Here is a 12,974-nt window from a genome sequence, read left to right on the forward strand (position 1 = left end):
TTCTTAGTCTTGAGCTAAACGTTTGTTTGGCAACGATGTTGAGTTTGAAGCCATAATCAATGAAGTATTGCTAATATCTAGCGTGACATTTTTTGGTGTGACTTTGCTATTTGGGCCAACTTTTGCTGGGCCATTTACCGCAATAATTGAGTCGGCGTTCAAGCCATTCTCGATAGCACGAAATGTTCCGTAACGTTCGCCTAAGGTTACGATGCTGTATTGCAACGTATTCTCTTCATTGAGTGTTAATACAAAGCGGTTTTCTAGATCTGTGCCAATAGAACGCTCTGGAACGAGAACTCGTTCAACTGGTTTGGTTGTTGATATCTGAACTCGGCCAAACGATCCCACTTTTAAGTTTGATTTTGTTGCATCGAATACCGCTCGAACCTGCAAAGTACCGGTGTTTTCGTTGATGGAGTTGTCGACAAAGTCAACGCGTCCAAAAAACACCTGCCCATTTTGTCCAGATAGTTCAAGACGAGTAGGTAAGTTAGAGTCGGCATTGATTGTCGAGAAGTAACGGTTCCAAGTTCGCTCATCGACATCAAAGTATGCATATACCTGATCGTTAGAGACAATGTTTGATATAACGCTTTGATTTGCGTTTACATTGTTTCCTTTAGTAATGAATGCTCTTGAAATAGTGCCGCTAATAGGGGCATATATCTTCGTAAACTCAAGATCTAACTTTGCGGATTCTAACTGAGCACGCAAGGCCATTAGTTCTGCAGAGCGTTGCTTTACTGCGGTATCTCGGGCCTCTGCTTGTTCCGCTGAGATGGCTTTTCGCTTAACCAGTTGGGCGGCTCTCTTTTGTTCGTTTGCTGCTTGCTCTAGCGCAGCTCGAGCACTCTTAACTTGCGCTTCAAGTCGTGAGACCTGAGCTTTGAAGGTTCGATCATCAAGAGTGACGAGTAAGTCACCTTTGTTGACACTCTGTCCGTCTTTGAATTCTACCGTTTCAATAACTCCGGAAACGCGTGGCATTAAAGAAACTTTCTCTGGGGCTTGAAGCCTTGTTGTAAAGGTGAACCACGATTGAACGGGCTCATAGATGACTTTGGAGACGTCTATCGTAGGTAAGGGAGTATTAGGTTGTTTGGTTATCTCTTCGTCTGCACAAGCAGCTAAAACGGATAAAAGGCCAATGCCGAAAACTTTCTTTAACATTTGTCGCGCCCTAAATGATTCTGTTCATACTAAAAGGAACGGCATTGTATTCATTGTACCTATGGGTAAATAGGCCCTCAGCGAACATAGAGTAGTGATAAAAATGCACGATTAAATATTGGTCAAAATGCTCACTTTTTGGTTTGAAAAAGGTCAGTTTAGGGTTTTAAAGACGTGGAGTATTGTTAAATGTAATAAGCCATAATAGATAGGAATAACTAAACAGAAGCTAAAGATAGCGACGAAAATTAAAGCGTTTTTAATTCGTGCATTATTTGCAATTCACTGATGCAATTTGAACCATAAAAAATTGAAATTAATTTTGTAAAATCCATTTCCCATCACATAAAGAATAAAAACTAAATAAGGAATTGTGCAGTGGATCTCGCAAGCCAACTTGAATTACTACTGGATGTCTCTGAATACGGAACTTTTGCTAAGGCTGCTGACAGAAATCATATAGATCGTTCAGCTTTGTCAAAACAGATCAAAAAGCTAGAGGATGAATTGGGCTTACGGCTGTTAAACCGTTCCACGCGTTCGCTATCCCTGACCAATGCAGGTGTTGAGATGGTGGCGCAAGCCAAGAAAGTAAGAGAGGTTCTAACCGAAACTCGTAGTATTGCTGCTACATTTCAGGATGAACCGAAGGGTAACTTGAAAATATCAAGCTCCACTTTCTTTGGCAGAGCATACTTAAATCAGGCAGTTAAAGAGTTTATAAAACAGTACCCAAACATTACTGTAGAGCTGCTGCTCGATGATAATCGAGTCGACGTTATCCACGAAGGTTTTGATGTTGTGTTTCGTATCGGACCAATCCGAGAGTCCAACATGATAGTGCGTAAGTTGGCAAGCAATAATATGGCACTGGTTGCATCGAAGAGTTTTATTGACAAGTATGGAGCCCCGAGCTCTCCAGAAGAGCTTATAAAAATGCCAGCAGTAATATACTCTAATGCTAACTTTAAGGCGGATAAACTACGTATAGCGCCAAGCCAGTCATCAAGCGACGTTAGAACGTATAATATCAACGGGCAGTACTTCGTGAATGAAACTGAGTTAATGCTCGATGCCGTAAAATCTGATATAGGGTATGCTTTAATAGGGCAGTTCTTTCTTCAGGAGAGTTTGAGTAAACAAGATCTTGTCCAGTTGCTTCCTGATTATAATCTTCCCGCAATAGGGGAAATATATGCAATGTATACTCACCGAAATCAACAACCATTAGCCAAACTATTCATTGATACTGTTCAAAAAATAATAGGGACGCCTCCTGTTTGGATGGATTATCTCAACTAATATGAGTACTAGGACATAATGTTTTAGATTGAGGGCTTGTTTATATTTATCCATAGAATATGGTTGAATTTGCACTTTAAAAATAATTGCCACTGTTCATAATTTCACTCGATTCAAACAACACAAGTAGTGGTAATTAAATGAAAATGACAAGAACGTCGATCGCAATCGCAGCACTTTTCTCTGCAAGTGCTGCAAATTCAGCCGTAGTTTATGAAGATCAAGAATCAGTGTTAAATATTCATGGCCGAGCGCAAGGGATGTATTATTTCTCTGATGATAAAAATGCTGACGGAGATAATAGCTACATTCGTGTAGGACTTTCAGGTGAGTCTAAAATAAATGAAGATCTTTATGCCTTCGGCTTATATGAGTTGGAATTTAAGTCTAATCGCAGAGATGCTGATGGGATTGAAGATGATGAATTTGATATCCGAAAAGGCTATGTAGGAGTTGGTGCAGATTACGGAACAGTAAGTTATGGACGTCAATACGGTGCGGTCACTTTAGTATCTGATTACACGGATATTTTCCCGGAGTTTGGTAATGAAGCTGCTGGCGTAAGTGCGGATCTATATGGTACCGGTCGCTCCGATTCAGTATTTAAGCTAACGACAAGCTATGAAGGTTTGAATATTCATGTTAGCTATCAGGCTGAAAACGATGAAGTGTCAACAGATGCAGCCTCTTATGGTGCGGCGGCGGACTACAAGTTGCCATATGGCTTCAAAGTTGCGCTTGGTTACAACGAAGGTGAAGGGCAATCGGGTGCAGAAGATGCAGAGCTGCTAACGGGTGCTATTGCATTTGAATACGACAAGTTTTATGCCTCTGTTTTATACAGTGATGGTGAAAACTGGGCTAAAGATGGTTCTGAAAGTAATATTGATTACACCGGTATTGAAGCAGTTGCCACTTATGAAGTAACAGATAAGCTTTGGGCACTAGTTGGCTATAACAATCTAGAGCGTGATGATGAAGATGTCGTCGATTACTACTCACTAGGTGCAGAGTACGATTTGACTTCTAATTTTAAAGCACTAGCAGAATACAGAATTACAGATGTAGACAATGAAGACGATATTCTTGCAATAGCTGCGAGATATTCATTCTAAAAAATTAATAAATATAAAAAGCCTGAAACTATTTTCAGGCTTTTTATTTATCGGTGTAATTTTATAAGTGCTGATTTTCATCCATATATAATGGATTATATTGATCGTTACTTGTTAAAGTGTTTTGGATATAATTGTTTTGTTAGCTAGTCCACTGCTAGTTTTCATTTTCATATTTTTTGAATGATGATTTTTTCTTTGGCAACAAGAAGTATCTTGTTGCCTTTTTTTTACGTCTTATGGTTAATTAAAACAAAAAGAGTTTTTTTATATATTGCTATAAACGAGAAAAATATAACGAAAATTGTCAATCTTAGGTTGAGTTAATCTTCATAAAAAAGTGAACTCAATTTCAAGGGTCTTTTTCATTTAAGTGATGTGGAATCCATATGGCGAACCAAGTGAATGATAAAGCGCCAAACGACGAAATGTATCTCAATGAAGATTGGAAAAATTATTTTTATGTAAACGATAGAGGTAGGGATTGATACTGTTTATGTAAGGAGAGAGCGATTTATGAAAAGCAGTCGTTTCAATATGATTAGACACCTTTACTTTCTTAAAATAGGAAGGGCTCTAAGGAAGTAAAGGTGCAGATGATTTTTTAGTTTTTACCGCCGTCACTTGTTCTGAAGTGATAATCGAAGTTTATGATTGCACGATATTTAACTTCATCACGGTTAAGTGCGTATTCTTCAACTCTCACTTTACTATCATCGATTGCAATATCACGAGGGAAACCGCTTCCAATGATGTTTAGACGATTTCTAAGTTCATGTTTTGATAGCGTTTGGTATTCATCGACAAGATCAAACGCAGAGCTATAAGCGGCATCTTTTGTCGTAAAGTCATTGAGAACAACTTTGTTTGTAGAGTGTTCGACATGAATACCAGCAGTAGCAGATAAACTGAATAATAATAGTGATGAGAGCGTCATTAGTTTTTTCATATAGTCACCTTTTTATTTGTATTACAAAGTCAAGATGTCCAACGAATCCTTGTTAATATCTCTCGACAAAGGTGATAGTGCCATTATAGAAATGTGCTGTACATCACATTTGTGACCATTAACTATGGAAGAATTGTCAACAATAAAACTCAAGCACTTTTGACATTACGGTCAATGTGAAAAAGCGAATATCTGTATGGTTTCGTTATTAATTAAACCACTCTCGGAAACGCTGACTATTCAGTCAAAGCGTATGTTTCTTGTCGTTATAGTGACCTGCCTACAACTTAATCACTTAATGCATGCAATTCAATTGCAATGGCTTGGTATAGATTTTCATTCAGATCTTCCAGCTTAGTAACGATCCTACAAATTCTAGTGATTAAAAAGTCATTGTTTGTGGTTTTTTATTCTATTGTCGTGTATAAAAAAACTTTACAACAAATGATAAAGGAATATCCATGAAAAAGTTATTGTGTTTTGCTGCACTGGGGTTAGCTGTTTCGACGACGGTTAATGCAGACCCAATTTTAGACGACATCAAAAGTACAGGGGAGCTAAAAGTCTGCTTTGATTCTGGGTATATGCCTTTTGAAATGACAGCAAAAAATGGGCAGTACATCGGGTTTGATATCGATTTGGGTAAGCAAATGGCGCGTGCCATGGATGTTAAGTTTGTGCCGGTAAACACTTCATGGGATGGCATTATCCCAACACTGTTGACTGGTAAGTGTCACATGATTATGGGCGGGATGACTATCACACCTATGCGAAATACTCAGGTGAATTTCGCTGATCCCTATGTGGTTATTGGTCAATCTATTCTCGTAGATCTCAAGCATGAAGGTAAAGTGTCTAGTTACCGTGATCTCAATAGTCCAGATTATGTTGTTGCAACTAAGCTTGGGACAACGGGTGAGCAAGCGGTAAAACGATACCTTCCGAAAGCTAAGATAAATCTATACGAAACTCAGTCTGAAGCGGTACTTGAGGTTGCCAACGGAAAGGTAGATGCGTTTGTTTATGACTTTCCTTACAACTCTATTTATGTGGCGGAAAACAAAGGGCAGTTAATGCACTTGGCTAAACCGTTTACTTACGAGCCTTTGGGTTGGGCTGTGCCGCAAGGAAATCCAGATACGCTTAACTTCTTAAACAACTATTTACGTCAAATTAAGGGCGATGGAACTTACGATCGCATTTACGATAAGTGGTTTAACGACGATAAATGGTTAAAGCAAGTTAAGTAATCATTTTGTTATTGTAGAGGAGCGGTTAGCTTCTGGCTCGGTTCATCGCCAACCAAACGGTTCGTGCTGTGAAGCTAACGCTTTTCTTTATTCAAATACCCAACCAACTTTAATCAAAGTCATTCTCGGAATCACATGCAAAATAACTTTAAATCCCTATTGTGGAACGCTGTTTTTGTTCTTGTTTTGCTATCAATTTGCGGTCTTGTCTATCTGTCAGGTAAGCGAATCGATTACAGCTGGAATTGGGAGCGTGTCCTTCCTTATATTGCCACTAACGCTGCTTCATCCATTACCGCGCCTGTCGATGGGAACATCATTCTCGACGAGAATAACCAACTGGCTCTGGAGAGTATTCATGGTGATATTGTTCTTGAACTAAGCCAATATAAGTCTGTCGACGTCTATGAAGGTGATCTTATTTTTGAAGGAGATACCTTAGCAACTATAAAAGAGTGGCGCTCTGGCCCAATTTTAGATGGTGTTGTGACGACCATTAAAATCTCACTCTGGTCACTTATCATTGCTCTAGCGTTGGGCTTAGTTGTCGGACTAATGCGCATATCCAGCAATCCGGCATTAAAAAAGCTGGCGCTTGTGTATGTCGAGGTCATTCGTGGAACGCCTCTTTTAGTACAGATTTTTATCGTTTACTTCTTTATTGGTACTGTGCTTGACCTTGAGCGTTTTACTGCGGGAGTGATAGCGCTCTCCGTGTTTACCGCCGCTTACGTCGCAGAAATTGTGCGGTCAGGAATCCAGTCAATCCCAAGAGGACAAATGGAAGCGGCGCGTTCACTAGGAATGAATTATCCCAAAGCGATGATTTATGTCATTTTACCTCAAGCGTTTAAGCAGACATTACCTCCCTTAGCCGGGCAGTTTATCAACCTGATAAAAGATTCCTCACTTGTCTCCGTGATTTCGATTACTGATCTGACAAAAGCGGGCAGGGAAGTCGTAAGTGGTAGTTTTGCCCCATTTGAAGTTTGGTTTACCGTAGCGGCCCTTTATTTGCTTCTGACTAGTACCTTATCTTGGGCAATACAAACGTTAGAAAAGAAATTGGCAGCAAGTGATTAATGGTGGAGTCATTAATGGAATACATTATTTCAGCAAAAACAATTAATAAAATTTACCCTAATGGCTGCCATGCGCTCAAGGACGTATCGGTAAATGTAGAAAAAGGGGAAGTGATTGTCATCGTAGGACCGTCAGGTTCTGGTAAGTCAACATTCTTACGGACGATCAATCAATTAGAGACAATAAATAGTGGGTCTATAATCGTAGATGGTATCGATATGTACCACAAATCTACGGATATCAATAAACTACGCGCTGATGTGGGCATGGTATTTCAAGGCTTCAACCTTTTTCCACATAAAACGGCGATAGAGAACGTCATGTTAGCACCTTTAAAGGTTTCTAAACGTGACCCTGAATCGGTGAAGAAAGAAGCAAAAGATTTGCTTTATAAAGTCGGTCTGTCGGAGAGAATGGATAATTATCCTAATCATTTATCAGGCGGACAGCAACAGCGCGTCGCAATCGCTCGTGCGTTAGCAATGAAGCCCAACATTATGTTGTTTGACGAACCCACATCAGCACTAGACCCTGAAATGGTTGGAGAAGTTCTTGATGTGATGAAAGATTTGGCCAAGGACGGAATGACGATGGTCGTGGTTACTCATGAAATGGGTTTCGCAAAAGAGGTCGCTGATAGGGTGTTGTTTATGGAAGATGGTGAGCTTTTGGTTTCTGACTCTCCTGAGCGATTTTTTGATAACCCCTCCAATCCTAGATTGCAGAAGTTTTTATCTAAGGTCTTATAATAAAAAGAAAATTTGATTGAGGGTTAGCCCCTCAATCACTTTATGCACTATTGTGGCTCGTAACGCCCGCCTCGCCGAGAGACATAGATAATGGGCTTTTTACTCGAAGTTAATGGCGATAACATTATCTTGGTCCGAATGAAAGGTCTGGTAAATACTAGAGTGTTTAATCAGCCATTAAGTTTTGTTCACTTTAAACATAACAATTTCATTTTGAATTGATAAAAATTGTGTTTGAATAGAGCTTATGGATGTTTGGCGGTATGGATGTCTAAATGAAGAAAGTAACAATTTTAGATGGTGGCATGGGGCGAGAGTTAAAACGTATTGGCGCCCCTTTTTCTCAGCCGCTTTGGAGTGCACAAGCGCTAATTGAATCACCACAATATGTAAAAATGGCGCATGAGAATTTCATAGACGCTGGCGCAGAGATTATCACTGTCAACAGTTATGCATGTGTTCCATTTCACTTAGGCGAGGAACTCTATGCAAAACGGGGGACTGAGTTAGCAAAATCTGCAGCCAAAATTGCCAGAGATGTAGTCACCAGCTCTAACGATAGAGTGCTCGTTGCGGGTTCTCTTCCTCCTGTAATGGGGTCTTACAGGCCTGAATTATTCGAGCCGAAAAGGGCACTGGAAGTGGCTTCTGAGTTATTTGAAGCTCAAGATCAATATGTTGATATTTGGTTATCTGAGACCGTGTCTAGCCTCGCTGAAGTTGAAGTTCTATCAATAATTTTAGCCAAAACAGATAAGCCCAATTATCTTGCTTTCACCTTAATGGATGAGCCTAACTCTTTGCCTCGCCTTCGCTCAGGGGAATCTCTTAAAGTCGCGGTTAATACGCTGTTGAAAACAAATGTTTCAGGTATCTTTTTCAATTGCTCTATTCCTGAAGTTGTCGAGCAAGCGATCATAGATACACAAGCAGTATTGAGTGAGTCAGGTAGAGAATTGACGATAGGTGTTTTCGCAAATAGCTTTGCTCCGATAAAGCAAGCGCACCAAGCCAACGAGACCATTCAGGAAGTTCGCCATTTCTCTCCGACTGAATATCTTGAGTATGCTAAAAAGTGGCATGCGCAGGGAGCAAGCATTATTGGTGGTTGCTGTGGGATTGAACCACGTCATATTAAATTGCTAGCGACTTGGAGAGACACTCTCGAAAACGCCTAATTTTGGTGAAGCGCAGGGAAGTATTGCAAGAGGTTTTGTTTTTCATTCATCGTTATAGACAAAATAAAGGTCTTTCATATCTGGCAAAGTAACAAGATGCTTTAACTTGCTCATTACTTTGCCAGTTTGCCTCGAGATCTTTATTAATTATTTTTGGTTCAGATTAACGACAATCTTTCCAACGGTTCTCTGATTTCGCATGTCCAAGAGTGCGTTACCTACATCCTCTAAGCCGATGATCTTCAGTTTCGGCACTTCCAATTCTCCATTTTCTAATAGCTCAGACACTTCTTTTCCGGCAGTAACGATACTTGCAAACCCTCTCTCGCCAAAGACGTGACCAGAGCCCAAACTTATTTGGTGGAAGCCCAAGCCTTTTAAGAAGGCATCTGGATATTGAGAAGGGTCGACAGTCTTGACGAGCTCCACCATTTCTCCCTCAAAGGTTAACACCGAGGCTGCAATTCGGTCGTTATCACCGCCTACACAATCGAGTGCAACCTCAACGCCATGATTTCCGGTAATGTCCATTACTCGTTGAACTACATCTTCATGATGATAATCAATCGTATGGGTTGCTCCTAACGAGGACAAATATGCGTGATTAGCTTCTGAACTAGTAGCAATGATCTGTTCAACACCAAATGTCTTTGCTAACTGAATAGCAAAGCTTCCAACGCCGCCAGCACCTCCGGCGATAAAAATGCTGCTTCGATTTGAAATATCGAGCTTGTCTACCAAAGCGCGATATGCGGTCCAGGCTGCGCAAGGTGTAGATGCTGCCACTTCAACCGGAACCTGAGGGTGCTTTATGAGCGTTCTTGAATCATGGATAGCAAATTCAGCGAATCCACCGTGATGGCGTCTCATGTTTCCGTGATACAACACTTTATCGCCAACCTTCCAATCAACGACCGCATCGCCTACAGAGACTATTTCTCCTGATACGTCTAACCCGCCAACAAAATTGTTACCCATGTTAGTGACCATGTCTGACCAATAATGAATTTTTGCATCGACAGGGTTCAAACCAACAGCGTTAACTTTAACCAATACATCAAATTGGGTTTCTAGTTTTGGTGTAGGTAATTCGGATAAAGAGAAAGTATCGTTATCTCGTTGGTAAGTTATCGCTCTCATAGGTTTTCCTCATTATTAAGAATGGTCGAAAGTCATACTAACTCAGAGGGTAGTACTGTAATAATTATGGTTTTTTCTTATTTTGATAATTTTAGGTTATGTTTGATAAAAAGGATTCGAGATGCTCTGAAATTATCATCGACAACCAGTCTGCATAGCTAATGACATGTAATTTTATGATAAGTAATGACTAGTTTTATTATTCCATTTTTATGGAAATATTTTGTTGATCTTTTGTTTTGTGATTCTATAATTCCAGAAATATCGAAATAAAGGCTTGTCTATCAGGTAAGCTTGTTAGCGAAAAATGACGAGGAGAGTAAATGTGAATACAGAAATTATAACTATGGCTAAAGAAGCGCTGGATATGTTTGCGTTTCTAGCAACTGAACTTATCATCTTATTTCTGGCAATTAGCTACATTGTCGGTGTGTTGCAAGATTTTCTAACGCCAGAAAAAATTCAATCTATTCTAAGCTCGAAAAAGGGTAAAGGTTACTTCATTGCTGCGTTGCTAGGTTCGATTACGCCTTTCTGTTCGTGTTCGACCATTCCTTTCTTAAAAGGCTTGTTGCGTGCAAGAGCAGGTTTTGGACCTATGATGGTGTTCCTATTTGCAAGCCCGTTGCTTAACCCAGTGATTATTGGCTTGTTTGTGGTGACTTTTGGTTGGAAAGTTGCGGTATTTTACTTTGCTATTGCGATGTCAGTATCAGTGGTAGCAGGCTATGTACTTGAAAAACTAGGGTTTGAACGTTACGTCAAACCAGAAGCATATCAAGCGGCAGGTTCTTCTTCGTGCGGTACTTCTTGTGGCGATTCAAGCAAGAAAAAAGAAGAAGCGAGACCAGCATCAAGCTGTGATACCAGCGCCTGCAATGAACCTACGCCAGTTGCGGCGAAAACATCTTGTTGTGGTGATGCACCAAAACCTGAACCTAAAGTGGAAGTGTCTTGCTGCTTATCAGACGGTAGTGCAACAGCGACAGTCGTGGAAGAGAAAGAGCCTAGCCGCTGGGTACGTATTTGGCAATCAACTTGGAAAGACTTTAAGCAAGTGTTCCCTTATCTCATGATGGGGATTGCGATTGGTTCATTTATCTATGGCTTCATCCCGACGGAGTTCATTGCGGAGTTCGCTGGTGAAGCGAAGTGGTACGCGATTCCGGTCGCAGCAATCATTGGTATTCCATTGTACATCCGTGCAGAGGCGGTCATTCCACTTAGCGCGGCACTAGTACAAAAAGGTATGGCTCTTGGGTCTGTTATGGCGCTTATTATTGGTAGTGCTGGCGCAAGTCTTACAGAAGTGATTTTGTTGAAATCAATTTTTAAGAACCAAATGATCGCTGCCTTCCTAATCGTTATCTTAACGATGGCCATGGGAGCCGGTTACTTATATAGCTGGGCTTTTTTATAAAAATAACCCTCGGGCGATTGCTCGAGGGCTCTGTTTTTGTCGCCATATAGGGAAAGGGAAGTTTCCTATACCGCGCAGACTATAAAAAAATAACGAGGTTACTCGTAAATACTATAGGAGAAATACTTGCTGGCGATGGTTTTATGCTTACCGCTCTGGATCAATTTTTGTATTCCGCTATCGAGTAATGCTTTTAATTCTTTGTCTTGTTTTCTCACTGCTACGCCAATGCCACGGCCGAACCACTTTTCCTCTGTAAACGCTGGTCCAGTAAAGTGATAGCCTTCACCTTGTGCAGTTTCAAGAAAACCAGCACTTAAACCGATTGAGCCGCCAAATACAGCATCTAACCGTCCATTGAGTAGATCGGTAAATGCCTCATCGAACGTACCATAACGACGAATATCAATATCAGGATACAAGGCCGAAAGGTACTTATCACCAATTGTGGCTCTTTGAACTCCAATAGATAAACGATTTAGGCTGCCGTCCTCCATGTTGATTTCTCTATCATTTTTCATTACAAAACGAGTCGGTACTTTTGCATAAGGGACGGTGAAATCGACTTTCTTTTCTCGTTCTTCTGTGATTGTCATTGCAGCAATAATCGCATCGTTCTTGCGACTAAGGAGAGAAGGGATGATGCCATCCCAATCCATTTTTGAGATAACGCACTTTACTTCTAACTCTTTGCATAACGCGTTAGCGAGGTCGACTTCAAACCCTTCTAGCTTTCCCTCTTTTGTCGTCCAGCTAAATGGAGGGTAAGCCCCTTCAACAGTGAAGCGAATTTGTTTCCACTCTTTCGCATGGCTGAAAACTGAAAATAAGCTAATAAACAATACGACTATCCATTTCATAAACGTTTCCTTGTAACTATTTGGAAACCAATGTTTAACACAAAGTAAGCAAATATCAATGGAAGTGCATATATGTGTGACCTTTCGCCCGCATTGTGTGAGCGAAAGGTTTTGCGTGTATTACAGCTTATCTTCAATAGTTACGAGGGGAACTCTCGTTGAGACAGCGTGAAGTGCAATGTTGTGAATCATTTCATCGACCGTGGTACAGCTATCCATTAAGATCGAAACATCATACTTGTCCGCAGATTTTGAAATAGCAGTATGTGTCACGCAGTTTTGTGTCATCATTCCGCATACAAGTAACTCCGTTACATTTTTGCTTGCCAATACTTCTTCTAAACGTGTTCCTTCAAAGCTATCTGCGAAGTGCTTTACCACGATTTCGGAATTCGGCGCTAAAGCAAGAACTTCTGGGTGAATATTGGCACCGTCGCTGCCTTCATTGAAGAATGGGGCAATACCCATGGCAGGGTCGGCAATATGCTGAATATGAATCACAGGAATGTTTTGCTCATTGGCTTTAGTTATTGCTCTCTTAACATTGTCTAAAGTCGATTCTGTATTCCATAAAGGAAACTTTCCTTCCGGGAAATAGTCGTTTTGCAAATCAATTACAAGTAGGGCTTTTTGAGTCATTTTATTTTCCTTTTATTGAGGATCATTGCGGTACGAATAATATAAAGACTTTTAGCCACCTTCTTTAGAGTCTAAAATGACACAAAAGAGTCAAAAAGCGACACTTGAAGATAATT

12 protein-coding genes are annotated in these 12,974 nt (G+C 40.4%); 7 read left to right on the forward strand and 5 right to left on the reverse strand.

All coding sequences use genetic code 11. The features are described from left to right. Nucleotides 1-3: 3 nt before the first annotated feature. A complete protein-coding gene (locus tag R8N28_RS11800) occupies nucleotides 4-1,173 on the reverse strand; it encodes an efflux RND transporter periplasmic adaptor subunit (RefSeq protein ID WP_025768141.1) in 1,170 nt (389 codons plus the stop codon). Nucleotides 1,174-1,551: 378 nt separating this feature from the next. On the opposite strand from R8N28_RS11800, the gene R8N28_RS11805 reads away from it, so the two are divergent. Together R8N28_RS11805 and R8N28_RS11810 are read left to right on the forward strand one after the other, a co-directional pair. Then, complete coding sequence (locus R8N28_RS11805) at nucleotides 1,552-2,475, forward strand: LysR family transcriptional regulator (RefSeq protein ID WP_065274560.1); 924 nt, start codon at nucleotides 1,552-1,554, stop codon at nucleotides 2,473-2,475. A 140-nt stretch (nucleotides 2,476-2,615) separates the two neighbouring features. After that, a complete protein-coding gene (locus R8N28_RS11810; protein WP_005377322.1) occupies nucleotides 2,616-3,590 on the forward strand; it encodes a porin in 975 nt (324 codons plus the stop codon). A gap of 604 nt (nucleotides 3,591-4,194) precedes the next feature. Here the strand turns inward: R8N28_RS11810 and R8N28_RS11815 are convergent. Next, nucleotides 4,195-4,539, reverse strand: coding sequence for a DUF3316 domain-containing protein (locus tag R8N28_RS11815; RefSeq protein WP_005377323.1), 345 nt, complete (start codon nucleotides 4,537-4,539; stop codon nucleotides 4,195-4,197). Nucleotides 4,540-5,000: 461 nt separating this feature from the next. Here R8N28_RS11815 and R8N28_RS11820 point away from each other — a divergent pair, with 461 nt between their 5' ends. The 4 genes from R8N28_RS11820 (at nucleotide 5,001) to R8N28_RS11835 (ending at nucleotide 8,799) form a co-directional block, all read left to right on the forward strand. Continuing rightward, on the forward strand, nucleotides 5,001-5,789 hold the full coding sequence (locus tag R8N28_RS11820; RefSeq protein ID WP_017821680.1) for a transporter substrate-binding domain-containing protein: 789 nt from the start codon (nucleotides 5,001-5,003) through the stop codon (nucleotides 5,787-5,789). A gap of 135 nt (nucleotides 5,790-5,924) precedes the next feature. Then, complete coding sequence (locus tag R8N28_RS11825; RefSeq protein ID WP_005377325.1) at nucleotides 5,925-6,872, forward strand: amino acid ABC transporter permease; 948 nt, start codon at nucleotides 5,925-5,927, stop codon at nucleotides 6,870-6,872. A gap of 14 nt (nucleotides 6,873-6,886) precedes the next feature. Further along, entirely contained in the window at nucleotides 6,887-7,621 is a 735-nt protein-coding gene (locus R8N28_RS11830; protein ID WP_005377326.1) for an amino acid ABC transporter ATP-binding protein, read from the forward strand. A 275-nt stretch (nucleotides 7,622-7,896) separates the two neighbouring features. Next, nucleotides 7,897-8,799 (forward strand): homocysteine S-methyltransferase family protein, encoded by a 903-nt coding sequence (locus R8N28_RS11835; RefSeq protein WP_065274559.1) that lies wholly within the window; start codon nucleotides 7,897-7,899, stop codon nucleotides 8,797-8,799. Nucleotides 8,800-8,946: 147 nt separating this feature from the next. Here the strand turns inward: R8N28_RS11835 and R8N28_RS11840 are convergent, their stop codons facing one another. Then, nucleotides 8,947-9,939 (reverse strand): zinc-binding dehydrogenase, encoded by a 993-nt coding sequence (locus R8N28_RS11840; protein ID WP_065274558.1) that lies wholly within the window; start codon nucleotides 9,937-9,939, stop codon nucleotides 8,947-8,949. A gap of 346 nt (nucleotides 9,940-10,285) precedes the next feature. On the opposite strand from R8N28_RS11840, the gene R8N28_RS11845 reads away from it, so the two are divergent. Then, nucleotides 10,286-11,359 (forward strand): permease, encoded by a 1,074-nt coding sequence (locus R8N28_RS11845; protein WP_263856403.1) that lies wholly within the window; start codon nucleotides 10,286-10,288, stop codon nucleotides 11,357-11,359. A gap of 98 nt (nucleotides 11,360-11,457) precedes the next feature. Here R8N28_RS11845 and R8N28_RS11850 read toward each other — a convergent pair whose 3' ends face one another. Together R8N28_RS11850 and R8N28_RS11855 are read right to left on the reverse strand one after the other, a co-directional pair. Continuing rightward, nucleotides 11,458-12,219 carry a transporter substrate-binding domain-containing protein gene (locus R8N28_RS11850; RefSeq protein ID WP_017635959.1) on the reverse strand — a complete coding sequence of 254 codons (762 nt, stop codon included), beginning with the start codon at nucleotides 12,217-12,219 and terminating at the stop codon, nucleotides 11,458-11,460. 120 nt (nucleotides 12,220-12,339) lie between these two features. Next, complete coding sequence (locus R8N28_RS11855) at nucleotides 12,340-12,858, reverse strand: cysteine hydrolase family protein (protein WP_005377333.1); 519 nt, start codon at nucleotides 12,856-12,858, stop codon at nucleotides 12,340-12,342. Between the last annotated feature and the right edge of the window lie 116 nt (nucleotides 12,859-12,974).

Source organism: Vibrio sp. Vb1554 (genome assembly GCF_033344235.1).